The 25,947-nt window shown below is 72.1% G+C and carries 19 protein-coding genes; 10 read left to right on the forward strand and 9 right to left on the reverse strand.

What is annotated here, in order from left to right; genetic code table 11:
* Positions 1 to 299: 299 nt before the first annotated feature.
* Positions 300 to 2,897, forward strand: a complete 2,598-nt coding sequence (rph, locus tag PVK37_RS25815) for a rifamycin-inactivating phosphotransferase (RefSeq protein WP_275035230.1) — start codon at positions 300 to 302, stop codon at positions 2,895 to 2,897.
* An 84-nt stretch (positions 2,898 to 2,981) separates the two neighbouring features.
* Here rph and PVK37_RS25820 read toward each other — a convergent pair whose 3' ends face one another.
* The 5 genes from PVK37_RS25820 to cds1 form a co-directional block, all read right to left on the reverse strand.
* Positions 2,982 to 3,743 carry an IclR family transcriptional regulator gene (locus tag PVK37_RS25820; RefSeq protein ID WP_275030409.1) on the reverse strand — a complete coding sequence of 254 codons (762 nt, stop codon included), beginning with the start codon at positions 3,741 to 3,743 and terminating at the stop codon, positions 2,982 to 2,984.
* 11 nt (positions 3,744 to 3,754) lie between these two features.
* Positions 3,755 to 4,843: an ABC transporter ATP-binding protein gene (locus tag PVK37_RS25825; protein ID WP_275030410.1), complete on the reverse strand. Its 1,089-nt coding sequence runs from the start codon at positions 4,841 to 4,843 to the stop codon at positions 3,755 to 3,757.
* Positions 4,840 to 6,624 carry an ABC transporter permease subunit gene (locus PVK37_RS25830; protein WP_275030411.1) on the reverse strand — a complete coding sequence of 595 codons (1,785 nt, stop codon included), beginning with the start codon at positions 6,622 to 6,624 and terminating at the stop codon, positions 4,840 to 4,842. Before PVK37_RS25830 ends, PVK37_RS25825 begins: the two co-directional genes overlap by 4 nt.
* Positions 6,621 to 7,688, reverse strand: coding sequence for an extracellular solute-binding protein (locus PVK37_RS25835; protein ID WP_275030412.1), 1,068 nt, complete (start codon positions 7,686 to 7,688; stop codon positions 6,621 to 6,623). The genes PVK37_RS25830 and PVK37_RS25835 overlap by 4 nt, the downstream gene beginning before the upstream one ends.
* Before the next feature lie 119 nt (positions 7,689 to 7,807).
* Complete coding sequence (gene cds1 / locus PVK37_RS25840) at positions 7,808 to 8,923, reverse strand: L-cysteine desulfhydrase Cds1 (RefSeq protein ID WP_275030413.1); 1,116 nt, start codon at positions 8,921 to 8,923, stop codon at positions 7,808 to 7,810.
* 134 nt (positions 8,924 to 9,057) lie between these two features.
* Between cds1 and PVK37_RS25845 the strand changes: the two genes are divergently transcribed.
* The 5 genes from PVK37_RS25845 (at position 9,058) to PVK37_RS25865 (ending at position 14,677) form a co-directional block, all read left to right on the forward strand.
* The gene (locus PVK37_RS25845; RefSeq protein WP_275030414.1) at positions 9,058 to 9,444 is read left to right on the forward strand and encodes a nuclear transport factor 2 family protein; all 387 of its coding nucleotides are present in this window, start codon (positions 9,058 to 9,060) and stop codon (positions 9,442 to 9,444) included.
* Positions 9,445 to 9,478: 34 nt separating this feature from the next.
* Positions 9,479 to 11,110 carry a phytoene desaturase family protein gene (locus tag PVK37_RS25850; RefSeq protein WP_275030415.1) on the forward strand — a complete coding sequence of 544 codons (1,632 nt, stop codon included), beginning with the start codon at positions 9,479 to 9,481 and terminating at the stop codon, positions 11,108 to 11,110.
* A complete protein-coding gene (locus tag PVK37_RS25855; RefSeq protein WP_275030416.1) occupies positions 11,107 to 11,502 on the forward strand; it encodes a cupin domain-containing protein in 396 nt (131 codons plus the stop codon). The genes PVK37_RS25850 and PVK37_RS25855 overlap by 4 nt, the downstream gene beginning before the upstream one ends.
* Positions 11,499 to 12,977 carry an aldehyde dehydrogenase family protein gene (locus PVK37_RS25860; protein ID WP_275030417.1) on the forward strand — a complete coding sequence of 493 codons (1,479 nt, stop codon included), beginning with the start codon at positions 11,499 to 11,501 and terminating at the stop codon, positions 12,975 to 12,977. Before PVK37_RS25855 ends, PVK37_RS25860 begins: the two co-directional genes overlap by 4 nt.
* Positions 12,978 to 13,054: 77 nt before the next feature.
* Positions 13,055 to 14,677: an amidohydrolase gene (locus PVK37_RS25865; protein ID WP_275030418.1), complete on the forward strand. Its 1,623-nt coding sequence runs from the start codon at positions 13,055 to 13,057 to the stop codon at positions 14,675 to 14,677.
* 62 nt (positions 14,678 to 14,739) lie between these two features.
* Here PVK37_RS25865 and PVK37_RS25870 read toward each other — a convergent pair whose 3' ends face one another.
* The 4 genes from PVK37_RS25870 to PVK37_RS25885 are packed head-to-tail and all read right to left on the reverse strand — an operon-like array spanning position 14,740 to position 18,969.
* Complete coding sequence (locus PVK37_RS25870) at positions 14,740 to 15,564, reverse strand: SDR family NAD(P)-dependent oxidoreductase (protein WP_275030419.1); 825 nt, start codon at positions 15,562 to 15,564, stop codon at positions 14,740 to 14,742.
* The gene (locus tag PVK37_RS25875) at positions 15,561 to 16,403 is read right to left on the reverse strand and encodes an amidohydrolase family protein (RefSeq protein WP_275030420.1); all 843 of its coding nucleotides are present in this window, start codon (positions 16,401 to 16,403) and stop codon (positions 15,561 to 15,563) included. Before PVK37_RS25875 ends, PVK37_RS25870 begins: the two co-directional genes overlap by 4 nt.
* Positions 16,400 to 17,587, reverse strand: a complete 1,188-nt coding sequence (locus PVK37_RS25880; RefSeq protein WP_275030421.1) for a mandelate racemase/muconate lactonizing enzyme family protein — start codon at positions 17,585 to 17,587, stop codon at positions 16,400 to 16,402. Before PVK37_RS25880 ends, PVK37_RS25875 begins: the two co-directional genes overlap by 4 nt.
* Complete coding sequence (locus PVK37_RS25885; protein WP_275030422.1) at positions 17,587 to 18,969, reverse strand: aspartate aminotransferase family protein; 1,383 nt, start codon at positions 18,967 to 18,969, stop codon at positions 17,587 to 17,589. The genes PVK37_RS25880 and PVK37_RS25885 overlap by 1 nt, the downstream gene beginning before the upstream one ends.
* Positions 18,970 to 19,208: 239 nt before the next feature.
* On the opposite strand from PVK37_RS25885, the gene PVK37_RS25890 reads away from it, so the two are divergent.
* From PVK37_RS25890 to PVK37_RS25905, 4 genes are all read left to right on the forward strand, one after another.
* Entirely contained in the window at positions 19,209 to 20,024 is an 816-nt protein-coding gene (locus PVK37_RS25890; protein ID WP_275030423.1) for an IclR family transcriptional regulator, read from the forward strand.
* 276 nt (positions 20,025 to 20,300) lie between these two features.
* Positions 20,301 to 22,391: a hypothetical protein gene (locus PVK37_RS25895; protein WP_275030424.1), complete on the forward strand. Its 2,091-nt coding sequence runs from the start codon at positions 20,301 to 20,303 to the stop codon at positions 22,389 to 22,391.
* A 32-nt stretch (positions 22,392 to 22,423) separates the two neighbouring features.
* Positions 22,424 to 24,631 carry a hypothetical protein gene (locus PVK37_RS25900; RefSeq protein ID WP_275030425.1) on the forward strand — a complete coding sequence of 736 codons (2,208 nt, stop codon included), beginning with the start codon at positions 22,424 to 22,426 and terminating at the stop codon, positions 24,629 to 24,631.
* Between the two features lie 32 nt (positions 24,632 to 24,663).
* Positions 24,664 to 25,926 carry a Gfo/Idh/MocA family protein gene (locus PVK37_RS25905; RefSeq protein WP_275030426.1) on the forward strand — a complete coding sequence of 421 codons (1,263 nt, stop codon included), beginning with the start codon at positions 24,664 to 24,666 and terminating at the stop codon, positions 25,924 to 25,926.
* Positions 25,927 to 25,947 lie beyond the last annotated feature (21 nt).

Genomic DNA, 25,947 nt, shown 5'->3' on the forward strand with positions numbered 1-25,947 from the left:
CACGCCCCGCTCCGTTCGTGAGGAACGGTCGGGTTTACGAAACGACAGGGGCCGGAAACGCCAAAGGCAGGGAGATCTCCCTGCCACTCTTAACGTATAGCGCACCGGGGGGCTTGTGGCAAGACCCGGGTGGTGGCGCAGAATCCTCGCCCTGAGCCACGAACTGGGAAACGGGGGTACGACGTGCGGGTGTCGGTGTCGACGTACGGAGAGCACGGAGCGGCGGTGCAGCCGCGGGCGGCGGGGGTGCGGTCGTGGACGACCGGGCGGGTGGGCACGGCGACGCCGGGGGTGTCGTGGTGATCGGGCGGTACGTGGTGGAGCTTCCCGAGATCGGGGAGACGCAGGTCGCGCTCGTCGGCGGCAAGGGCGCGCAGCTGGGCGGGCTGTCCCGGATCGACGGCATCGACGTGCCGACCGGCTTCTGCGTGACGACGGACGCCTTCCGGCGAGCCACGGCGGCGGTGCCGTCGATCGACGACCGGCTGGACCGGCTGTCGCGGCTGGACACCGGGGACGCGGAGGCGGTCCGCACGCTCAGCGCGGAACTCCGCCGGATCATCGAAGGGATCAGCGTCCCGGACGAGGTCGCGGCGGCGGTCACCGGCATGCTCGCCCGGTCCGGTGAGCGGGCCGGCTACGCCGTCCGGTCCAGCGCCACGGCCGAGGACCTGCCCACCGCCTCGTTCGCCGGCCAGCATGACACGTACCTGAACGTCGTGGGCCCGGCGGCGGTCCTCCGGCACGTCGTCCGGTGCTGGGCGTCGCTGTTCACCGAGCGGGCCGTGACCTACCGCCAGCGCAACGGCATCGACCACCGGACCGTCCGGATGGCGGTGGTCGTGCAGCGGATGGTGGTTGCCGACGCGGCCGGTGTGCTGTTCACGGCCGACCCGGTCACCGGCAACCGGACGGTGTCCACCGTGGAGGCCGGCTTCGGCCTCGGTGAGGCCCTGGTCTCCGGCCTGGTGACGCCGGACGTCTTCACGGTCCGCGACGACGGGACCGTCACCAGGGCGGTCGCCGTCAAGCGGCGTGCCGTGCGGGCCCAGCCGGCCGGTGGGACCCGGGAGGTGGCGGTCGACCCGCAGCGGCAGGAACAACCGGCGCTGACGGACGCGCAGGTCGTCCGGCTGGTGCGGCTCGGTCGACGGATCGAGGCGCACTTCGGCCGCCCGCAGGACATCGAGTGGTGCCTGGTCGACGGGGACTTCCGGATCGTGCAGAGCCGGCCGGTCACCACGCTGTTCCCCGTCCCCGAGCGCGGCGACACGGAGAACCACGTCTACGTCTCGGTCGGCCACCAGCAGATGATGACCGACCCCATGAAACCCCTCGGGCTCTCCATGTGGCGGCTGACCGCCATGGTGCCGATGTACGAGGCCGGTGGCCGGCTGTTCGTCGACGTCACCCGGCACCTGGCCGCGCCCGCCAGCCGAGCCGGTCTGCTGAACGTTGCGGGAAAGTCGGATCCACTGGTCCGGGACGCGCTGGAGACCGTCCTCGACCGTGGTGACTTCGTCCCGTCGCTGCCGGACGCGGGCCCCGCCGGGCCGCTGTTCGACGGGGTACCCACGTCGATCGAGACCGATCCGGCCATCGTCACCGGGCTGGTCGAACGGAGTCGGGCATCCATCGCCGCGCTGCGCCGTGACCTCGCGACGAAGACCGGACCGGCCCTGTTCGAGTTCCTGCTGGAGACCTTCGAGGAGCACCGTCGGCACCTCGGCGATCCGCTCAACATGCAGGTGATCATGGCGGGGATGGATGCCACCTGGTGGCTCAACGACCGGCTGCGGGAATGGCTGGGTGAGCAGAACCCGGCCGACACGCTCACCCTGTCGGCCCCCCACAACATCACCTCGGAGATGGGCCTGGAGCTGCTCGACGTCGCCGACGTGATCCGCCCGTATCCGCAGGTGGTGGCGTTCCTGCGGGACGTCCGGGACGACAGCTTCCTGGACCGGCTGCCGACGCTCCCCGGCGGGACCGAGGCCCGCGACGCCATCGAGGCGTACCTGGACCGGTACGGCATGCGCTGCGTCGGCGAGATCGACATCAGCCGGCCGCGGTGGCGGGAACGCCCCCGTACCCTCGTCCCCCTGATCCTGGACAACGTCCGGGCCTTCGAGCCCGGTGAGGCCGGGCGGCGGTTCGCGCGGGGCCGGCAGGAGGCGCAGCGGAAGGAACAGGACGTGCTCGCACGCCTGCGGACCCTGCCGGACGGCGAACGGAAGGCCGCCGAGACGCAACGGATGATCGACCGGCTGCGTACCTTCATCGGCTACCGGGAGTACCCGAAGTACGACATCGTCAGCCGCTACTTCCTCTACAAGCAGGCGTTGCTGGGCGAGGCCGGACGCCTGGTCCGGGCCGGCGTGGTCGCCAGAACGGAGGACGCCTTCTACCTGACGTTCCAGGAACTGCACGAGGTGGTGCTGTCGAACAGCGCGGACCGGCGGCTCATCCAGCGGCGCAGGGCGGAGTTCCGGTCGTACCACGCGCTCACCCCGCCCCGGGTGCTCACCTCCGACGGCGAGGCCCTCACCGGGGCGTACCGGCGCGACGACCTGCCGGCCGGCGCGCTGCTGGGCCTCCCGGTCTCCGCCGGCACGGTCGAGGGGCGGGCCCGCGTGGTACGGGACCTGGCGGAGGCCGAGATCGAGGCGGGCGACATCCTGGTCACCACCTACACCGATCCGAGCTGGTCGCCCCTGTTCGTCGCCGTCGCGGGCCTGGTGACGGAGGTGGGCGGCCTGATGACGCACGGCGCGGTGATCGCCCGGGAGTACGGCCTGCCGGCCGTCGTCAACGTCGTGGACGCCACCCGGCTCATCCGGGACGGGCAACGGATCCGGGTGCACGGGGGCGACGGGTACGTCGAGATCCTGTCCTGACGTGCCCGCCGCCACCGCCGACCGTGGCCGTGGCTACCGCTGAGCCGGCCGCCCCGGGGCCGGGGCGGCCGGCCTCCGGGAGGCTCAGCGGCTGGCGGCGGCCGCCGCGCGTCGCAGCGCCGCCTGCACCTTCGCCACGTACTGCTCGTCGGACCGGGTCATCGGGACGACCACGGCGAGGACGCCGAGCAGGAGGTCGCCCCGGAAGACGGGGGCGGCCACCGCCCACGACTCCTCGGTCGACTCGCGGCCGCTGTAGCCCATGCCCTCCTCGCGGATGCGGGCGCACTCGGCCCGCAGGTCGGCCAGGGTGCGCACGGCCCCGGACTCGGTGGTGAACTGTTCGGTGCCAGGCGGCAAACCGAGGTAGCCGTGCTCGGCGTCGTTGAAGGCGATCAGGGCCTTGCCGGCGGCGCCCAGGTACACCGGGCCACGTTCGCCGGGGTGGCAGACCCGCCGGACGAGCCGGGCGGACTCCGCCGACTCGATGCAGACCCGGTCGTTGCCGGCACGGACGAAGAACGCCACCGTCTCGTCGAGTTCGTCGCGGAGGCCGGTGGCGGCCTCCCGGGCGAGCTTGCGGACACCCGACCACTGGTCGCTGGCGTACAGCAGGGCGGTCAGTTCGGGTCCGGGGACGAACTGGCCGTCCTCGTCCTGGTCCAGGAAGTCCGCCATTCTCAGGGTGGCCAGCAGCCGGGAGGCGGTGCTCAGGCTGACTCCGGCCGCGCCGGCGAGTTCGGTGAGGGTCCGGCTGCCGCGCGCGGTCGCGGAGAGCAGGTTCAGGGCGCGGATCACCGACCTGACGCCACGCTGCTCCGTGGTCTCGTTTTCCAGCTCGGTCACCGGGGCCTCCTTCATCGTTCGGCCGGAGGGCCGAAGACGTTCACGTCGCGTGTCCGCCAGATCATGCCGACCGTCTCGCCGGTGCGGTAGGGATGCTCGCCGTCATCGTGCTGCATCTGCACCCGCACCGGGCCGAGTGTCTCAGAGTGGACGGTGTACATCGTGTGCGAGCCGAGGTACAGCCGGTGGGTGACCTTTCCGGTGCAGTGGCTGAACCCGGCGGGTGGGGCGGCGGCGACGTCGGTCAACGCGATCCGCTCCGGACGTACGGCGGCCACGGACGCGTCGGCGGGCACCGGCCGGTCGTCGAGGGAGAGCAGTCCGCCCATGGTGACGCTGAGCCGTCCCGGCGCCTCGGGACGGACGGTGAGCATGTTGTTGGTGCCGAGGAAGTCCGCGACGAACGCGGACCGGGGGTGCTCGTAGAGTTCCCGGGGCGTGCCCATCTGCTCGATCCGGCCATGGTTCATCAGGGCGACCCGGTCGGACATCGACATCGCCTCCTCCTGGTCGTGGGTGACGTAGACCATGGTCACCTTCAGCGCCTGCTGGAGTTGGCGGAGTTCGACCTGGAGGCGTTGCCGCAGCTTGCGGTCGAGAGCGCCGAGCGGCTCGTCCATGAGCAGGAACGCCGGGTCGAAGACGACGGCGCGGGCCACCGCGATGCGCTGCTTCTGCCCTCCGGAGAGCTGGTCGGGCAGCCGGTCGGCGGCGGCGGCCAGGTCGACGAGGTCGAGCGCCCGCTGCACCCGTTCGGCGATGACGTCCTTCGGTTCCCGCCGCATCTCCAGTGGGAACGCGAGGTTGTCGCGGACCGACATGTGCGGGAAGAGCGCGTAGTCCTGGAAGACGACGCCGATGTTGCGCTTGTCGCTCGGTACGTGCGCGATGTCGGTGCCGTCGACGCGGATGGTTCCCGAGGTCGGGTCGGTGAACCCGGCCAGCATCATCAGGGTGGTGGTCTTCCCCGACCCGGACGGTCCGAGCACGGTGAAGAACTCACCGGGCTCGATGGTGAGGGTGAGATCGTCGACGGCGACGTGGTCACCGTACTCCTTGCGGACGGTGTCGAACTCGATCCGGCCCTGGCGGAGGGTCATCGGTGGCTCCTCGGGGTCTGGGTGAGACGGCGGACCAGCGCATAGCCGAGCCAGACGACGGCGGCGCAGCCCATGACGAAGACGGAGATCACCGCCACGGTCGGGTTGGTCTCCAGGGAGAGCGCTTCGAAGATCCGCTTGGGGAGGGTCTTGACCTCGACACCGGAGAGGAAGATCGCGACCGTCGACTCGTCGAACGAGGTGAGGAACGCGAAGAGGCCGGCGGTCGCGATGGACGGGGCGATCAGCGGCAGCACGATCCGGCGCAGCTGGACGGTCCGGCTCGCGCCCAGGCTGGCGGCGGCCCGCTCGTAGACCGGGCTGAGCGAGCGGAGCCCGGCGCTGACCACGCTGAACACGAACGGCAGGGCCAGCGTCACGTGGGCCAGGACGATACCCAGTTCGGTGTCGACGAGTCCGATCCGCTCGAACTCGACGTAGAAGCCGGCGGCGGCGACCACCGTCGGGAAGAGCAGCGGCAGCATCATCAGCGTCGAGGTCAGGGTCCCCCACCGGTGGACCGTGCCCCGGACGACGGCCATCGCGGCGAGCGTGCCGAGCACCCCGGCGACGATGGTCACGAAGAACGCGATCCGGACGCTGACCGTGAGGGGGTCCAGCCAGCTCGCGGTGAAGAACTCCGCGTACCACTGGGTGGAGTAGCCGACCGGCGGGAAGACCAGCGCCTTGGTGGCGGCGAACGAGATGGGGACGACGATGAACTGCGGGGCCAGCACCAGGGCACCGAGGACGGCGGCCAGGATCTTCGGCAGGCGACGGCTTCGGGTGAGGCCGAGGCGGTCGAGCCCGCCGGCCGCGCGTCCGGCGAACTTGAGCAGGCGTCGCCCCCCGCGCCCGGTGCGGGCGGCGCGGATGGTCGCGGTGCCGGACCGCCCGGCGAGTTCGGTGGTCGACATGCCGGTCAGCCGTTGGAAGCCGACGACGATGGCCAGGACCAGGGCGCCGAGCACGAGCGCGGCGGCCGAGGCGAGGCCGTAGTCGCCGCTCTGCTTGATCGCGCTGTGGATCAGCGAGCCGAGCATGCTGCCCTCGGAGCCGCCGAGCAGCGCGGGGATCACGAACGCGCCGATGCCGTAGACGAAGCAGAGGACCGCGCCGGCCTGGATACCGGGTTTGGTCAGCGGCAGGTAGACCCGGACGAACGCCTGGGCCGGGCCGGCACCGAGGCTGGTCGCGGCGCGGGTCCGCGAGTCGCCGAGCGAGCGCATGGTGGCGGCCAGCGGCAGGATCATCAGCGGCAGCAGGTAGTGGGAGAGGCTGACCACGACCGCGATCGGGGTGAAGACCATGCCGACCGGCTCCAGCCCGACCTGTTCGAGCAGTTTGTTGACCGGGCCCTGGCGGCCGAGGATCACCAGCCAGGAGAACGACCGCAGCAGGATCGAGGTGAGGTACGGGGCCATGATCGCCACGGTCAGAAAGGTGCGCAGCCACCTGCCGCCGTGCACCATCTGGTAGGCGATCGGGTAGCCGAACAGCAGCGCCAGGAAGGTCGCGGCGGCGGAGATGAGGATGGTCCGGACGATGTTGTCGCGGTAGCCGGCGTGCCCGAGCAGTCGGGTGAAGTTCTCCAGGCCGAAGGTCGGTTCGGTGACGCTGCGCAGGCAGAGGATCGCCACCGGCAGGACGAAGACCACCGCCACGACCACGGCCGCCGGAATCCCGCTGAGGTCCCAGCCGCGTGGGCGACGCCGGCCCCCCGTGGTGCGGGAGGCCGGCTCCGCCCGGTCGGTCTCCGGGGCTGTCGGGGTGGTGGTCACGCGTTCTGCCAGTCCTGCCAGCGCTTGAGCACGTCGGCCCCGTTCTTGGCCCACCAGTCGACGTCGATCCGGAAGGTCTCGGCGCTGGCGGTCTCGGCGGTGCCGGGCAGGTCGGCGCGGGTCTGGGCGTCGAGGCCGTCGAGCACCGACTGCTGCGACGGGGTGTAGCCGAGCTTGTCCATGATCGCCTTCTGGACCTCGGGCTTCATCGAGTACCTGATCGCCTCGACGGCGTGCGCCTGGTCCGGTGCGCCCTTGGGGACGACGAGCTGCTGGACGGAGAGGACGGCGCCCTTCCAGGTGTACTCCAGGGGCACCGCGCCGCTGGTGGCGATGCTCTTGATGCGGGCCAGGTTGCCGTAGCCGAGCACGATCTCGCCCTGCGAGATGGCGTTCTGGAGGTCGCCGTTGGACGGGAAGAAGACGGTGTCCTTGCGGATGGTCTCGAGTTTGGCGAAGGCGCGGTTCAGGTCGAGCGGGTAGAGCTGGTCGACCGGTACGCCGTCGGCGATCAGGGCGCCCTCGAGGATGCCCCAGGGCAGGGCCACCAGCCCGCGCTTGCCGGGGATGCGCTGGGTGTCGAACAGGTCGGCCCAGGAGTCGAGGCCGCCGGGCACCTCGTCCTTGTTCCAGAACAGGTTCCGCGAGAACGTGTACCACGGCACCGAGTACTCGGTGACCGCGCTCGGGTCGGCGAAGCCGGTCAGGCTCTTGGTGTCGATCGGCTGGAGGATGTCGGCGGCCATGAACTGGGCGAGCGAGGAGTCCTCGGCGTCGATCAGGTCGAGGGTCATCGAGCCGGACCGGGACATCTGGACCAGCTTGGCGACGTCGGAGCCGCTGCTGTCGTAGCGGACCGTGACGTCGGCTTCGGTCGAGTACGGGTCGAAGAGGGCCGCCCTGACGGCCTCCTCGTAGGTGCCGCCGAAGCCGGCGTAGGTGATCGACGCCTGCTCGCTGCCGGCCTCGGAGCAGGCCGTGAGGCTGCCCAGGGCCACGACGACCGTCGCCAGCGCGGCACCGACGAGACGCCGGCCCCTGGTCACGTCGGGATATGTTCGCATAACGGTTCCTTCTTGGTCATCGCGGCCGGGTTGAGAGACTGAACCACCTCGAAGTAGGCTTCCACTCAATGGAAGTGCGACTTCCATTACGGAATGCTGGTGGCCCGGCGGCCCGGCTGTCAAGAGCCCTGAGCCGGCTTTTCGGCGAACCCGGCGAGCGAGCCCGAGCGCTCGTAGCCGTCGAGCACCGCCAGGTACGGCGTCACGTCGATGCCCTGGTCGGCCCGCCAGCCGGCGTCGTAGTACGTGGTGGCGTACCGCTCGCCGCCGTCGCAGATCAGGCTGACCACGCTCCCCCGCCGCCCCTCGCACTCCAGGCCGGCGACCAGCCGGAGGGTCGCCCACATGCTGGTGCCGGTCGACGGTCCGACCCGGCGGCCCAGCCGGCGCGAGGTCCACAGCATCGCCGCGACCGACGCCGCGTCCGGCACCCGGACCATCTCGTCGATCACCTCGGGCACGAAGGACGGCTCCACCCGGGGCCGACCGATCCCCTCGATCCGGGAACCCCTCGGCGACCGCAGCCCACGGTCACCGAGCCGCCAGGCGTCCAGGAAGACCGAGTGCTCCGGATCCGACACCAGCAGCCGGGTGGGGTGCCGCCGGTAGCGCAGGTAGCGCCCGATGGTGGCCGCGGTACCGCCGGTCCCGGCGCTGGCGACGATCCAGGCCGGCACCGGATGCGCCTCGCCGGACATCTGCTCGAAGATCGACTCGGCGATGTTGTTGTTGCCGCGCCAGTCGGTGGCCCGCTCGGCGTAGGTGAACTGGTCGAGGTAGTGGCCGCCCAGTTCGGCGGCGAGCCGCCGCGCCTCGTCGTACACCTGCCCCGCGTGGTCCACCACCTGGCAGCGCCCGCCGTGCCACTCGATCAGCGCGACCTTGGCCGGGCTGGTCCCGGCCGGGACCACGGCGACGAACGGCAGGCCCAGCAGCCGGGCGAAGTACGCCTCGGAGACCGCGGTGGAGCCGCTGGACGCCTCCACCACGGTCGTGGTCGGGCCGATCCAGCCGTTGCAGAGCGCGTACAGGAAGAGCGAGCGGGCAAGCCGGTGCTTCAGGCTGCCGGTCGGGTGCGAGGACTCGTCCTTGAGGTACAGGTCGACACCGTGCCGGCCGGGCAGCTCGAACGGCAGGAGGTGGGTGTCGGAACTGCGGTTGGCGTCGGCCTCGACGCGGCGGATCGCCTCGTCGACCCAGGTCCGGTCCGCCCGGGCCGGTACGCGCATGGTCATTCGGGGTCTCCTTCGGGGTGGGTCTCCGGCCGCTCCCGCGGACGCCCTGGTGGCGCTTGACCGCGTCCGGATTCGAGGGCATCCTATGGTACGGAAGTCAGACTTCCACTGTGCGGAACTCATGAAGGAGTCCAGTGACCGATCAGCCCGTCACCCCCGCCGACACCCGAGCGATCGAGGACCTCCTCAACCGGGTCGCCTACCTCCTCGACAGCCACGAGTACGACCGGCTCGGCGAGGTCTTCGCGCCCGGGATCACCTTCGACAATCCGGGTCGGCTCACCGCCAACGGGCTCGACGAGGTGATCGCCGCGTTCACCGCGATCACCACGCCCGCGATCAGCCACCACATCACCAACGTGGTGGTGGACCCCGTCGACGGCGACACCGCCGAGTGCGTCAGCAAGGCGCTCGCCCTGCGGGCCGGCGGCGTCGTCACCGCCGCGGTCTACCGCGACACCGTCACCCGCACCGACACCGGCTGGCGCATCGCGGCCCGGCGTATCACCGCGCTGGGCTGACCGGCGACCGCGACGCGAGGAGGGGGAGAACGGAATGGAGCAGGCGTACGACGTCATCGTCGTCGGGACCGGACACAGCGGCCTGGTCGCCACCGGCTACCTGGCCCGGGCGGGTCTGCGGGTACTCGCCGTGGAACGCCGCGACATCGTGGGCGGCACCTGCGTCACCGAGGAGATCTTCCCGGGCTACCGGGGCAGCAGCGTGGCCAACGCCAGCCACAGTCTCGATCCCCGCATCGTCCGGGAACTCGAACTGGAGCGGTACGGCCTGCGCTTCGCCCACCCGCCGCTGGGCTCGCTGACCCTCTTCGAGGACGGCCGGGCCCTGCCGGCCTGGCCCGACCGGGCCCAGCGCCGGGCGACCATGGCGCAGTTCGCGCACGGGGAGGCCGACCTCGACGGCTACGCCTCGGTCATCGCCCTGTACGCCTCGGTAGCCCGGCAGATGAGGGTCTCCTTCTACGACCCGCCGCCGTCGTTCGCCGAGGTGGCCGCCCGGTTCACCACCCCGCGCCAGCGCCGCGACTTCGAGTCGATCATGTTCGGTCCGGTCGCCGACATCCTCGAGGAGCGGCTGTCGTCGCCCCAGCTCCAGGCGTTCTTCGCCGGCACCGCGGTCGCCACCAACTTCGTCGGCCCGCGCACCCCGGGCAGCGGCTACCTGCTGCTCCAGCGACCGCTGTGGGAGGAGTCGCTGCGCGGCGTCGGCAGCCACGACGACAACGAGCTGATGATGCGCAACGCCGCGCCGCTGGGCGGCATCGGCGCGGTGACCGCCGCGATGGCCGCCTCCGCCCGCGCCCACGGCGCCACCATCCTCACCGGCGCGCCGGTCGACCGGATCATCTGCGCGAACCAGCGGGTCGTCGGGGTCGCGCTGCGCGACGGCCGCGAGTTCCGCGCCCCCCGGGTCGTCTCCAACGCCAACCCGAAACTGACCCTGACCGAACTGGTCGGGCCCGAGGACATCGGGGCGGACCTGTACGACATGGCCAGGTCGGTCAGCATGAAGGGCACCTCCGCCAAGGTCCACCTCGCGCTGGACGGCACCCCCCGGTTCGCCGCCGCCCGGGACGAGGCAGAGAACCGCCTCTTCCTCGGCACCAACTTCCGGATCGCGGCCAGCATCGACGTGCTCCAGAACGCCTACAACGAGGCGGTGCTCGGCCGCTGGAGCCGGCGGCCCACGATCACCGCGATGATCGACTCGGCGCACGACCCCTCGCTGACCCCACCCGGCTGCCACTTCGTGAGCATCAGCGTCCGGGGCGTCCCCTACCACCTCGCCGAGGGCACCTGGGACGAGCAGCGCGACGACCTGGGCAAGGCCGTGGTCGACACGTTGGCACAGCACATCCCCAACCTGTCCGGGATCCTGGCCGGCGTGCACGTCTACTCGCCGCTGGACCTCGAACGCGAGTTCGCCCTCGTCGAGGGCAACGGCGCGCACGGCGACATCGTGCCCGGACACATCTTCGACTCCCGCCCGATCCCGGGCTGCGCCGACTACCGGACCCCGGTCGAGGGGCTCTACCTGACCGGCGTCGGCAACTGGCCGGGCAACTTCATGAGCGGCGTCACCGGCTACAACGCCAGCAACCGCGTCCTGGCCGACCTGCGCCACGGCACCGAGCGACCGCACCCACGCACCGGAGGAGCACGATGATCATCGGACGAGGCATTCCCGCCGACCGGGTGTCGGCCATGCGGCCGGCGACCACGACCGGACAGGTCTGGTCGGACATCGTCCTGGCCGACGGCGGCACCCGTGCCCTCAACATGTTCTTCGCGCCCGGCTCCCGCACCCACTGGCACCGGCACCCGGGCGGCCAGATGCTCTACACCGTCTCCGGTGAGGGCTGGATCCAGGAACGCGGCGGCGAGGTGGTGGTGATGCGCCCCGGCGACGTGGTCTGGACCGAACCCGGGGTCGAACACTGGCACGGTGCCACCGCCTCCGCCCAACTGGTCCAGTTGGTGCTGCACTTCGGTGACGTCGAGTGGACCGGGGCGGTCGACGAGGCCGCGTACGCCGCCTGCGCCGGGGACACCGCGTGAGCAGCCGGCCGGCAGACCTGGTCGCCCGGCTCGTCGGGGACCGTCCGGGCTCGTGGATCGACGGCTCGTGGGTAGGCTCCCCGGACACCTTCGACGTCCACGACCCGGCCACCGGTGCCACCATCTGCGCGGTCGCCGACGCCGACGCCGCAGTTGCCACCACGGCGGTCGCCGCCGCCGCGGCGGCCCTCGACGGCTGGGCGTCGGCGACCGGCTGGCAGCGATTCGAGATCCTGCGCCGCGCCACCGACCTGCTCGCCGAGCGGGTCGAGGCGATCGGTGAACTGATCAGCGCGGAGACCGGCAAGCCGCTGGCCGAGGCGGTCGGCGAAGCCCGCAACACGGTCCGCTTCTTCGAGTGGTTCAGCCACGAGACGCTACGGCTACCCGGCGAGGCCTGGACCGACGTCGCCCCCGGACGGGACGCCCTCGTGCTGCACGAACCGGTCGGGGTGGTCCTGGCGATCACCCCGTGGAACTTCCCGGCGTTCATGGTGGCCTGCAAGGTCGGCGCGGCGCTCGCCGCCGGCTGCCCGGTCGTCCTGAAACCCGCCCCGCAGACGCCACTGACCGCGCTGGCCATCGCCCGCTGTTTCGCCGAGGCGGGTCTGCCCCCGGGGGTGCTGAACGTCGTCGTGGCCGGCGACCCGCAACGGGTCAGCGACGCCCTGCTGGACGCCCCCGAGGTCGCCTGCGTCAGCCTCACCGAGTCCCGCCGGGTCGGCGAACTCGTCATGCGCAAGGCCGCCTCGTCGATCAAACGGGTACTGCTCGAACTCGGCGGCAACGCCGCCGCCGTGGTGCTGCCCGACGCGGACGTCACTGAGACCGCCCGGGACCTGGTCCGGGCCCGGTTCCTCAACGCCGGGCAGGCCTGCGTGGCCGTCAACCGGGTGTACGTCGTCGAGTCGCACGCCGGTGACCTCGTCGCCGAACTCACCGCGGCCGTCGAACGGATCGTCCCCGGCGACCCGCGCGACCCGGCGACCACCATGGGTCCACTCATCGACCACGCCGCCGTGGGCCGGATCGAGGCACAGCTCGCCGAGGCGGTCGCCGACGGCGCGACCGTCGTCACCGGCGGCACCCGGACGGCCGGGAACGCCGCGAGCGCGTTCCTCGCGCCGACGCTGCTGACCGTCGACGGCAGGACCCAACCCGCCGTGCTCGGCGAGGAGTTCTTCGGCCCGGTGCTCAGCGTGGTCCGCTGCGCCGACGTCGACGAGGCCGTCCGGTTGGCGAACGCCACCGAGTACGGCCTGGCGGCGTACGTGTTCGGCGGCGACGTACGGGCCGCGACCGCGGTCGCCCGCCGGCTCCGGGCCGGCTCGGTCGGCGTCAACACCGCGCTGGTCAGCGAGCCGGCCCTGCCGTTCGGCGGGATGCGCAGCAGCGGCCTCGGACGGGAACGCGGCCGGCTCGGCGTCGAGGAGTACCTGGAGACCAAGACCGTGCAGTTGCCCGCCGCCCGCTGACGCACCTCCCCACCCGCCACCGTCGGCCCTCCCCCACGACGGCGGCCTCACCACCATGCCCAGAAAGAGGTAGAGCAGTGCCAACAGAGACCGTGTGCTTCGTCGGTGGCCGGATCCGCACCATGGACGGCGCCGGAACCGTCGCGGAGGCGTTCCGCGCCGAGGACGGCCGGATCACGGCGATCGGGACCACCGGTGAGATCCTCGCGGCCGCCGGGGACGCACGGGTCGTCGACCTGGCCGGTGCGGTGGTGCTCCCCGGACTGGTGGACTGCCACTCCCACCTGGAGCTGCTCGCCTACTCCTGGGAACTCGCCGCCGACTGCCGCTCGTCCCGGGTGTCGAGCGTCGAGGGGATCGTCGCCGTACTCGCGGACCGCGCCGCCGCCACGCCGGCCGGCGAGTGGGTACTCGGCCAGGGTGAGCACTACCAGAACCTCAAGCTCGCCGAGGGACGCTACCCCGACCGGCACGACCTGGACCGGGTCAGCACCGTCCACCCGGTGATGTACCGGGCCAGCTACCACATCAACGTCTTCAACTCGCTCGGCCTGGACCTGCTGGGCGTCGACGACGACACCCCGGACGCGCCCGGCGGCCGGATCGAGCGGGACCCGGACACCGGCGTCGCCACCGGCCGCACCTACGACATGTTCGAACCGCTCGGCGGCCCGCAGCCGTCGGTCGGGGACCTCGCGGCGGCGATCCGACGCGTACAGGACCGGTACCTCGCCGTCGGGGTCACCACCGTCGGCGACATCCCCCTGCACCGCGCCGGGCTGGAGGCGATCGCCGCTCTCGCCGCCGACGGCGGCCTGGTGCTGCGTGCCGCCGTGTACCCGAAGCTGGAGGCGGTGGTGTCGGCCGAGGACGTCCGCACCGGCCGCACCCGGCAGCACATCGACGCCCTCGACCCGGACCACCTCAGGATGGCCGGCTTCAAGGTGTTCCTGGACGGCGGGCTCACCGCCGGGGCGGCCGCCCTGCACGCCGACTACCCCGGCCAGCCCGGCTACCGCGGCGAACTCGCCTTCACCGACCGGGAGGTCGCCGACCTGATCGCCACCGCCGACGACGCCGGACTTCAGATCGCCATGCACGCGATCGGTGACCGTGCCCTCGACCAGGCGCTCGACGGCGCGTTGGCGCTGCCGACCGGGCGGCACGGGGTCGCCCGGCACCGCATCGAGCACGCCGGCAACATGTTCATGACCGACGAGCGGATCAAGCGGCTGGCCGCCTCCGGCGTGGTACCCGTACCGCAGCCGGCCTTCATCATGACCACCGCCGCCGGGTACGTGGCGCATCTGGGCACCGACCGGATCGGCACGGTGATGCCGTTCCGGACCCTGATCGACCACGGGTTGCCCATCCCGGGCAACTCCGACGCGATCGGCATCACCGAGGACCAGCACGACCCGTTCCCGGCGATGCGGGCCGCCGTCACCCGGCGCACCAACGACGGTGACGTGCTGGCCGCCGGGGAGGCGGTCAGCGTCGAGGAGGCGCTGCGGATGTACACCGAGTGGGCGGCCTTCTCGATCGGCTGGGAGGACCGGCTCGGCTCGCTCGAGGTGGGCAAGTTCGCCGACTTCGTCGTCCTCTCCGCCGACCCGTTGGAGACCGGACCGGAGGGGCTCGCCGCGCTGACCGTCGGGCAGACCTGGATCGGCGCGACGCTGGTCTACGAGCGGAGCTGAGCGGGGACGGGCACCGTTTCCGACACCCCGGCCACGGGAAGAGGTGCCGCCCGGCCGGTCGATCAGACGGTGCCGCGGTAGGGGGGCATGAACCGCAGTCGCGGCATCTGGTCGGCGAGCACTCCCCCGTCGACGACCAGGTGGGTGCCGTTGAGGTAGCGGCCGGCGTCGGAGGCCAGCAACAGCAACGCGCCGACGCAGTCCTCCGGCACGCCGTAGCCGCCGCGCAGCGGGATCCGCTCCGCCCAGGCGGCCTCGAACGCCTGCCGGTCCAGGGGGAACTCGCCGTCGATGGGGGTGGCGATCATCCCGGGCGCGATGGTGTTGGCGGTGATCCCGTGCGGCCCCAACTCGGCGGCGAGCGACCGGGTGAGCAGCTCGACCGCGCCCTTCGAGGCGTTGTAGTGGGCCAGTCCCGCCTCGGCGACCAGGCCGTTCTTCGAGGAGATGTTGACGATGCGTCCCGGCACGCCGTCGGCGATCATGTGCTCGGCGAGGCGTTGGGCGAGGAAGAAGACCGCGTCCACGTTCACTCGCATCACCTCACGCCAGGCGTCGACGGTGATCTCGTTGAAGTGCTCCAGGCGGGCCACGCCGGCGTTGTTCACCAGGATGTGTACCGGACCCAGGTCGCGGCGTACCCGGTCGACCCACGGGGTGATCGCCGTGGTGTCGGCCAGGTCCAGCGGGTACGGATGGCAGGCGCGACCGTGCCCGGTCACCGCGGCCACGACCGGGCCGAGGTCGACGCCGGGCCGGTCCACCACCACCAGGTCGGCGCCGGCCGAGGCGAGGCCGACCGAGAACGCGGTGCCGAGACCGCCGGCGGCGCCGGTCACGACGGCCAGCCGACCGGACAGGTCGAAGGAGGGCGGGACGGTCGTCATGCCAACCCCAACAGGTCGAGCGACGGGCGGTGGATCAGCGCCTCGATCTGCTCGGTGTCGAGCGGGTCGAGCCCGGGGATGCCCGGGACCCGGCCCACCGCCCGCAGCCCCTCGATGGAGGCGTCGACGGTGGTGAACGGGTAGTCGCTGCCGAACAGCAGTTTGTGCCAGACGCCGTAGTCCTGGACCAGCCGGAGGCTGTGCCAGAGTTGGAACGGGCGGTAGTGCAGCGCGGAGACGTCGGCGTAGACGTGCCGGTGCTTGCGGACGACCGCGATGCACTCCCCCTCGTACGGGTGGCCGAGGTGGGCCAGCACCATCCGCAGCTCCGGGTGGCGGATCGCCACCTCGTCGAGGTGTACCGGAAGGGCGAAGCGCAGCGGCGCGGTGGACACGAAGGTGGTGCCGGTGTGCACCAGCAGCGGTAGGCCGTGCCGCGTGGCGTAGGCGTACAGGTCGTCGTAGGCGGGGTCGGCGGGGTCGAACCCGGCGTACATCGGCATCAGCTTGATGCCCCGCAGGCCGAGGTCGCGATGGCCGTGTTCCAGCTCGTCGCGCCAGCCGGGCTGGGTGGGGTCCAGGGCGAGGTAGCCGACCAGCCGGTCGGGGTGGGCCGCGACGTACGCCGCCACCGCCCGGTCGTCGACCCAGAGGCCGCAGCGGCGGGCCTTGCCGCCCACCACGATGGTCCTGGTGCCCGCCGGTGCGGTGGCCGCGTACTCCGACCACCGCACCGTCAGGTCGACGTCACCGCCGTGCGCCCGGGACGCCTCGGCGGCGAACGGGTCGCCGACGTGGTCCGGGCAGTCGAACAGGTGCGAGTGCACATCGACGATCATCGGCGGTCCCGCTTCTCCCACCCCTCGGCGAACATGTTCCAGAAGCCGTGGCTCGGCGGGTGCTCGGCGAACACCTCGTCGACCAGGTCGATGCCGAGACCGGGGGCGGTGGGCAGCGCGATGTGCCCGTCGACCACCGGCAGGGCACCGCGTACGGCGTCGAAGACGTAGTCCTCCAGCAGGCCGTCGAACGTCTCCAGGATCTTGAAGTTGGGCATCCCGAGGACGGCGTGCACCGAGGCGGTGGTGCACAGCGGGGAGTTGGAGTTGTGCGGGGCGACCACCATGGCGTGCTGGTCGGCGATGGCGGCGAGCTTGCGCACCTCGGTGAAGCCGCCGGCCATGGACAGGTCGGGCTGGATGATGTCGACCGCGTTGGTGGCGAACAGCCGGGCGTACTCGTAGCGGTTGTGGAAGTGCTCGCCGCCGGAGATCGGCATGGTGGCGCGGGCGCGCAGCTCGGCGTACCGCTCGATGTGCGTCCACGGCAGCGGCTCCTCGAACCAGCCGAGGTCGAACGGCTCCAGCTCGCGGACCAACCGGGCGGCGGTGTGCATGGCGAAGCGGGCGTGCCCCTCGACGAACAGCTCGATGCCGGGTCCGACGGCGGCGCGGACGGCGGCGACGATGTCGACCGAGCGGCGCAGTTCGGTGCGGGACAGCTCCCCGAGCCCCGCGCCGAACGGGTCGAACTTCAGCGCGGTGTAGCCCTTGGCGACGGTGGCGACGGCCCGTTCGGCGAACGTCTCGGGCTCCCGCTCCCCGGTGTACCAGCCGTTGGCGTACACCCGGACGCGGTCGCGGCAGGCTCCGCCGGTGAGGCGGTACGCGGGCACCCCGAGGGCCTTGCCCATGAGGTCGTAGAGGGCCTGGTCGACGCCGGAGACGACGATCCCGCCGATGTCACCGCCGCGCAGGTAGTCCCCCTGGTACATGCGCAGCCAGATCTCCTCGACGTCGAACGGGTCGGCGCCGACCAGGTGCCGTCCGGCCATCGCCTCGGCGAGCTGGCAGGTCTCCCGTGCGCGGTAGGGATGGGTGATCTCGCCGACGCCGGTGAGCCCGGCGTCGGTGTGTACCCGCACGTACGAGAAGTCGCGCCAGGCGGTGCCCAGGGTGAGCGTCTCCACCCGGCTGATCCGGCCGGCGGGGCCGACCGGTCGCGTCTTGTCGATGGTCAGCATCAGTTGCGTCCTTCCCCGCCGGTGGTCGCGCCCCCCATGGTGGCGGTGCCGGCCAGCTCGGTGACGCCACCGGCGGCGAGGGTGTCGCGGACGGCCACTCCGGTCGCCTCGACCAGGTGGTCGATGTCGGCGTCGGTGTGGGCGTACGAGACGTGGTTGCGCTTGAGGTTCAGCGGCAGCTCGAAGATGCCGTGCTCGCGCATCCGGCGGCGGTACCCGATGAACATGCCGGCATCGTTGCGCAGCAGGTCGTCGTAGGTGCGCGGTACCGGGCCGGGCATGAAGTAGGTCACGAAGACGGAGCCGTGGCCGGTGACCACGGCGGGTACGCCGAGGTCGGCGAGAACGTCGGTGATGCCCTGGCGGGCCCGTTCGCCGAGCCGGTAGACGTGCTCGTGCACCGGCTCGGTACGCAGCTTGTCGAGGGTGGCGAGGGCGGCGGCGACCACGGCGGGGTGCCCGTTGTAGGTGCCGGCGAAGAAGGCGGGGGCGCCGGGGCGGGTGCTGAACAGGTCCATCAGGTCGGCCCGACCGCCGAGGGCGCCGATCGGGTAGCCGTTGGCGATGGCCTTGCCGAGGGTGGTGAGGTCGGGGACGACGCCGCTGATCTTCTGCCAGCCGCCGAGGTCGTGCCGGAAGCCGGTGATGACCTCGTCGAAGACCAGGACGCTGCCGGCCCGGGTGCACTCGTCCCGCAGCGCGACGAGGAACTCCTGGTCGGGCAGGAGGCAGCCGACGTTGTGCGGCACCGGCTCGACGATGACGGCGGCGATGTCGTCGCCGTGGGCGGCGAAGGCGGCCCGGACGGCGGCCACGTCGTTGAAGCGCAGCACGAGGGTGGCGTCGAGGACCTCGGGCAGGATCCCGGTGGAGATCGGGTCGGGCCGGCCCACCCGGTCCGGTGCGGAGATGACGTTGAGGCTGACCGCGTCGTGCCAGCCGTGGTAGCAGCCCTGGAACTTGACCACCAGGCGACGGCCGGTGGCGGCGCGGGCGACCCGCAGGGCGTGGAAGGTGGCCTCGCTCCCGGTGCTGGTCAGCAGCACCTTCTCGATGCTCGGGACCAGGTCGACGAGGGTCTCGGCGAGGTGGACCTCGCCGTCGGTCACCGCCACGCCGCACAGGTCCAGCCGGGTGCCGGCCTCGGCGACGGCGGCGTTGACGTCGGCGTCGTTGTGGCCGAGCAGGGGCGGCCCGAACGCCGCGTGGTAGTCGGTGTACCGGCGTCCGTCGGCGTCCCAGAAGTGTGCGCCGGAGGCGCGGGCGATCACCAGCTCGGTGAGGCCCGGGATGCTGCGCTGCCCGCTGTTGACGCCGCCGGGGATGACCCGGCGGGCGCGCTCGGCGAGGGTGGCCCCCGTGGGGGCCGGTCGTGAAGTCACACCTTCTCCTCATCGGTGCGGCGTCGCGACCCAGCCCGGTCGGGACGCCGCGGTTGTTCCGCCGCGGGAGGTACCTGTCGATTCTCGAAACAGTGTTCGGCATTACCGAACGATGTTCGGCATACTATGCACGCCTGATCGCGAAGGTCAACACGACCACCGACCATTTCCCGAACAGGTTTGTTACTCTGTTCGGCCATGGCGAACACGCCCGGCCCGCCCTGACCGAAAGAAGGACCATGACCACCACCGAAGACGGGGACGCCTCCCGCTACCTGGTGCGCAGCGTCAGCCGCGCGGCCATGGTGCTGGAGGTGCTGGCGGCCGCCGCCCCCGGCGAAGGGCTGAGCGTCACCGACGTCGCCGCCACCTGCGGGCTGTCCAAGAGCGCCGCGTTCGCCACCCTGCACACCCTGTGCCACCACGGCCTGGCCGCCGACGACGGCGAGGGGATGAACCGTCGCTACCGCCTCGGGATGGCGCTCGCGCGCCTCGGCGTCCGCGCCCAACAGCAACTCTCGCTGCGGGACATCGCCCGCCCGATGCTGGCCGCGCTGACCCGCGAGACCGGGCTCAGCTCCCGGCTGGCCGTCCCCGAGGGCGCCCACGCCGTCGTCATCGACCAGGTCAGCAACGGCGAGCGCATCCAGATCGAGCTGCGGATGGGCACCCGCGAACTGCCGCACTGCACCGGACTGGGCAAGGCCCTGCTGGCCGAGATGTCCACACCGCAGGTCACCGAACTGATCGGTCGCGTCGGGCTGCCCCGGCGCACCGACCACACCATCACCGACCTGGACTCGCTCCTGGCCCACCTCGACGACGTCCGCAAGGCCGGGTACGCCCTCGACGACGAGGAGGACGCCGAGGGGGTGTTCTGCATCGGCAGCGCCCTGCGCGACCACACCGGGCGGTGCTGCGGCGCGATCAGCGTGACCGGGCTGAAGCTGGGTCTGCCCAGTTGGCGCTACCAGGAACTGGGACGTCAGGTGCGGCAGACCGCCGAGGCCGTCTCCGCCCGACTCGGCCACATCCCGGCCGACGCCACCCCTTGACAGCCGCTTCACCAGCTGTTTAACGTTCCCGCCAACGCCGCGACCCAGGTCACGGCGGGTCGCGGCCCCCGGCCGCGACCACCTCGGGCGAACAGCTGACTCCCGACGCGCCGCAGCCCCGGCGCCGGGCGTTCCGGTCAGCAGCTCCGCCGCCTGCGCGCCTCGCGCGTTTGCCCGACCTTCCCCCGCACCGCGGCGTCCCGTGACGCCCGCGGACCCCCAGCACCGCCGTCCGACGCCACTCGGACGGCTGGCCCGCGAAGGTTGAGGCTCGACATGGGTCTACTCGGCACGTCCACACTCACTCCCCGGGACCAGGTCCCGTGCGTCGACACCGTCACCGGCCTGTCCACCGTCGCTCCCGCCACGCTGACGGCCCGCGGCCTGGTACGGGTCGTCGGCTACCACACCCCCGGCGACGGCGGCGGCGGACTGCTGCGCTGGGACCCCACCAGCACCGCCCCCGCCAACGGCGGCACCGTGCACGACCCGTACCGGAGACCGCGCGGCCGGTGGCTGGCCCTGCACGACGGGATCGGTGACTTCCGACGGTTCGGGATCTTCGGCCGGGACACCCCCGCCGACGCCGCGCTGGCCGCGATGGTCGCCGATCCGGCGATCCGGCGGATCGAGGCCCACACCGACCTGCGCTTCGTCAAGCGGCACACGTTCGGCCGCAGTGACGTCGAGCTGGACTTCGGCGGGCACACCGTGCACACCGACGGCATCGAACGCAACACCCACGACAACCCGTTCGGCGCGGTGCTCTTCTTCCGCGGCACCGTCACCGACACGGTGATCACGCACACCCTCACCGAGACCGTGCCCGAACTGACCGACGTGTTCCCGGTGCCCGACTCCCGCCGGTTCACCGTCGGGCAGTGGTGGACGGCCACCAGCGACTCCCTCACCGGCGCCGACGAGCGGGAGCTGCAGAAGATGGTCCAGGTCACCCAGATCGTCGACGGCACCCACATCCGGGTGGGCTACCTCAACGGATGGCCTCTGGAGCCCGGCCGCACCATCACCTGGCGCCGGGTCGAGCCGGTCCAACGCGCCCACGTCCGGAACATGGTCTTCCGGGGCCACGTGGCCTTCACCGGCGAATACCCCGGCTCCGGCCCGGACGACCGCGAGTACAGCGGCTCCCACCCGGTCGCCTACGAGTACGCGGTGCGCTGCGACGTCTCCGGTATCGACGCCACCGGCACCTGGTGGCCGGTGATCATGCGCCGCTGGTGTACCCACTTCACCACCGCCGGCTGCGTCCTGACCAACCCCCCGACCGTGATGTACGGCGGCGCCGGCTACCTCACCCAGCAGATCTACTGCCTGTACGGGCACGTCGTGGACTGCCGCACCTCCAATGTCCGGCACCTCAACGACTGGACCGCCTCGGCGTACTGCACGGTGGAGAACTGCCACGGCGACGGCGACGACGCCGGGGGCAACCCGTTCACCACCCACGGCCAGTACGAGCACGACCTGGTCTTCACCGGCAACTCCGGTCTGATGGACATCGCCAACAGCGGTGGCCAGTGGGGCATCAGCGCCAAGCGGATCACCGTCCGCCGGCACGTCTGCTCCTGGTTCGTCGCCGGCACCAAGATCACCGACCTGACGCTGGAGGACGTGCGGGTGATCGCCCGCTCCACCTTCGACCCGGCCGGCACGCTCCAGATCAACGCCGACGGCGCGCAGCTACGCGGCTGCTCGGCACGGACGTTGAGCATCGCCCAACGCTCCACCCGCTCCCGCCGACCCACCGTCGTCGCCGACTGCGACTTCGATCAGCCCGCCGGCACGGTCGTCGTGCAGACCCCGGTCAGCAACCCGGTGCACTTCGTGCGTACCACCTTCCGGGGCCTGGACGGGGCGATCCTGCGCGGCTCCGGTCCGGTGCACCTCACCGACTGCACGCTCACCGGGTCACCCGGGGCCGCCCCGCTGCTGGTCGGCGCGGCGCAGGTGGTGATCCACGGCGGCACCCTGACCGACACCGGCATCGAGCTGTCCGCCGTCCGCGACCAGCGCCTCGCCGTCGGCGGCGGCGCGGTGTTCGCCGGCACCAACGCCCGGCGGGCGCTGCTGACCCGGGCCGCCGGCCCCGGGGCGGTCCGCGTGGAGCTGGGCGACTACACCAGCACCGCAGCCGACCCGGGCACCGCCCACGTACGGCTGGACACCGGCGTCAACCGGTACCGGGCCGTCGGCTCGCGGTTCACCGGCGGCCGGCTGACGCTCACCGACGCCGCCTTCGGCGCCACCTCCACGCTGCTGCACACCGGCTGTGTCGAGGAGGGCGTCGCCCGGGAGCTGCCCGCCGACTCCGACCGCGTCGCCACCGCCGACAACCTCACCCTGTGAACGCCCCGGCCCCTGGAAGAGGAGACACCCCCATGGACCGCTCCGAACCGACCTCCCGCCGAACCCTGCTGCGCGCCTCCGGCCTCGGCGGACTCGCCGTCGCCGGTACCGCCCTCGCGCTCTCCCCCGCCACCGCCGCGTCCGCCGCACCGGAGCCGGGCGCCGCCGCGGCCCCGCCGGCCCCGGGTCGCGACGCGATCCTGCACGTCGGCACCGTCGCCGCGCTGCTCGACCTGCCGACCCGGGCGCTGCGCGACGGGCAGGTCGTGCACGTCGACGGGTACTTCGCCGCCGGCGACGGCGGTGCCCGCCTGGTCCGCTGGGACGCGACGAGCACCGCCGTGGACAACGGCGGCACGGTCCTCGCGCCCGACAGCGCCGGACCGCGCCGCGGGGACGGCCGGCGGGACCGGCCCGGCCGCTGGCTCCAGGTGCACCACGGGGTCGTCGAGTTCCGGCACTTCGGCATCTTCGACGCGAGGACCCCCGCCGACGCCGCCCTGGACGCCATGGTCGGCGATCCCACCGTGCACCGCATCGAGGCCCACTCCGACCTGCGCTTCGTTCAGCGGCACCGGTTCACCCGCAGCGACCTGGTGCTCGACTTCGGTGGGCACACCATGTCCACCACCGGCATCGCCGACGCCGGCCGCGACGACCCGTTCGCCGCGGTGCTGTTCTTCCGTGGGAAGGTCACCGACGAGGTACGCACCCACACCCTCACCGAGACCGTCCGCGAGGGTTGGGACTCCTTCCAGGTCGCCGACTCCGCCGCCTTCGCGGTCGGCCAGTGGTACGCCGTCGAGGTCAACCGCCTCGCCGGCACCTGGGAACGCGAGCTGCAGAAGCTGGTCCAGGTCACCCAGATCGTCGACGGCACCCACATCCGGGTCAACTACAAGAACGGCTGGGAGCTGGCCGCCGGCCGGACCCTCACCTGGACCCGGGTCGAGCCGGTCAGCCGGGTGCACGTACGCAACCTCGTCTTCACCGGTGCCGGGGCCGACCAGTACACCGGCTCCCACCCGATCGCCTACGAGTACGCGGTGCACTGCGACGTCACCGACGTCGACGCCACCGGCACGTTCTGGCCCGTGATCATGCGACGGTGGTGCACCTACTTCCACACCGCCCGCTGCACGCTGACGAACCCCACCTCGGTCACCTGGGGCGGCGCCGGCTACCTGACCCAGCAGATCTACTGCCTGTACGGGCACGTCGAGGACTGCCGCACCTCCAACGCCCGGCACCTCAACGACTGGACCGCCTCGGCGTACGGGTACGTCACGAACTGCCACGGCGACGGCGACGACCAGGGCCCGTTCGTCACGCACGGCCAGTACGAACACGACCTGGTCTACACCGGCAACTCCGGGCTGATGACGTTCGCCAACTCCGGGGCGGCCTGGGGCTCGGCGGCCAAGCGGATCACCGTGCGCAAGCACGTCTGCTCCTGGTTCGTGGCCCGGGTGAAGGTGACCGACCTGACCCTGGAGGACGTCCAGGTCATCCGTAAGGCCGGGCTGGCCGGCTCCGGCATGATGTGGGTCAACGCCGACGGCGTCCAGCTCCGTGGCTGCTCCGCCGACGACACGCTGATCATCTCCCAGCAGTCCACCCGGTCGCAGCGGCCCAACGTCATCGAGGGCTGCTCCTTCACCCTGGCCACCGCCGGCACCGACGTGGTGCAGGCCAACGTCACCACGCCGGTGCATTTGGTCCGCACCACCATCCGTGGCGTCGACGGGCACACCTTCGGCGGCCCCGGGCGACTGCACCTGACCGACGTGACCCTCGTCGGCGCGCCGGACGCCGCGCCGGCCACCGTGAAGTCCGCCGACCTGCGCGTGACCGGCGGCACCTTCACCGACACCGGCATCCGCCTGGCCGGCGCCACCGACCAGCGGATCAGCGTCGGCGGCGGGGCGGTGATCAGCGGCACCAACGCCGCGAAGGCGCTGCTGTCCCGGGCCGCCGCCACCGGTGCGGTGCGGTGGGAGCTGGGCGGCTACCTGAGCACCACCAGCGACGCCGGCACCGCGCACGTGAGCGTCGACGGCGGCGTCAACCGGTACTCCGCCGTCGGGTCGCAGTTCACCGGCGGGCGGCTGCGGCTGGCCGCTGCCGGCTTCGGCGAGGGGTCCCATCTGCACCACACCGGGTGTGTGGAGGAGGGCGTGTCCCGGGAGCTGCCCGCCGTCGGGCCGCGCGTGCGCGACGCCGGGAACCTGACGGTCTGACCACACCGCGACGAGAGAAGGCGAGGAGCCAGGTGCGACAGCAGGACCGGCCGGTACGGGTGGCGCTGGTGGGCGCGGGCAACCGGGGCCAGACGTACGCCCGGTGGGTGGCCGCCCATCCGGGACGGGCGCGGCTGGTGGCGGTGGCCGACCCGCGCCCCCACCAGCGGGGGATGATCACCGCCGCCCACCCGGGCGCGGCGGACTTCGCCGACTGGCGGGACCTGCTCGCGGCGGACCCACCGGTGGACGCCGTCATCGTGGCCACCCAGGACCGGATGCACGTGGAGCCGGCCGTCGCGTTCGCCAGGGCCGGCCGGCACCTGCTGGTGGAGAAGCCGCTCGCGCCGACCGCCGACCAGTGCCGCGAGATCGTCGACGCGGTACGCGCCACCGGCGTGCTGTTCGCCGTCTGCCACGTGCTGCGGTACACCCCCTACACCGACCTGGTGAAGCGGGTGGTGGACAGCGGGCTGCTGGGCGAGATCGTCTCCGTCCAGCACCTCGAACCGGTCGGCTGGTGGCACTACGCCCATTCCTACGTCCGTGGTCCGTGGCGCCGGGAGGACCTGGCCACCCCGATGTTGTTGGCCAAGTCCAGCCACGACCTGGACTGGATCGGGTACGTCACCGGCCGGCGCATCGAGCGGGTCGCCAGCTTCGGCGGGCTGCGTCACTTCCGACCCGACCAGGCGCCGGCCGGGGCGACCGCCCGGTGCCTGGACTGCCCGGTCGAGCCGGCGTGTCCGTACTCGGCGCCGAAGCTGTACCTGCCGGTGCTGCGCGAGCACGGGCCGATCTGGCCGGTCAGCGTGGTCACCGACGGCACTGACGAGGCCGCGCTGGTCAAGGCGCTGCGCACCGGCCCGTACGGGCGGTGCGTGTACTCCGGCGACAACGACGTCGTCGACCACCAGGTCGTGGCGATGGAACTGACCGGCGGCGTCACCGCCACCTTCACCATGGCCGCCTTCACCGAACAGACCCACCGGCAGACCCAGCTGTTCGGCACCCACGGATCGCTGTCCGGTGACGGTGAGCGGGTCCGGGTGCACGACTTCCGCGCCGACCGGATCGAGGTCCTCGACGGCGGCACGGTCGGCGGGTCCACCGCCGCCGACGACCACGGCGGCGGCGACACCGGGCTGATGGACGCCTTCGTCCGTGCCGTGGCCACCGGCAACCGCCACCACATCCGGTCCGGGCTGGACGAGACCCTCGCCAGCCACCTCGCGGTCTTCGCCGCCGAGACGGCCCGGCTCACCGGCACGGTCGTGACCGTGCCCGCGCAGTGAACCACTTCGAGAGGAACGCAC

Source organism: Micromonospora cathayae (genome assembly GCF_028993575.1).
Lineage (GTDB): Bacteria > Actinomycetota > Actinomycetes > Mycobacteriales > Micromonosporaceae > Micromonospora > Micromonospora cathayae.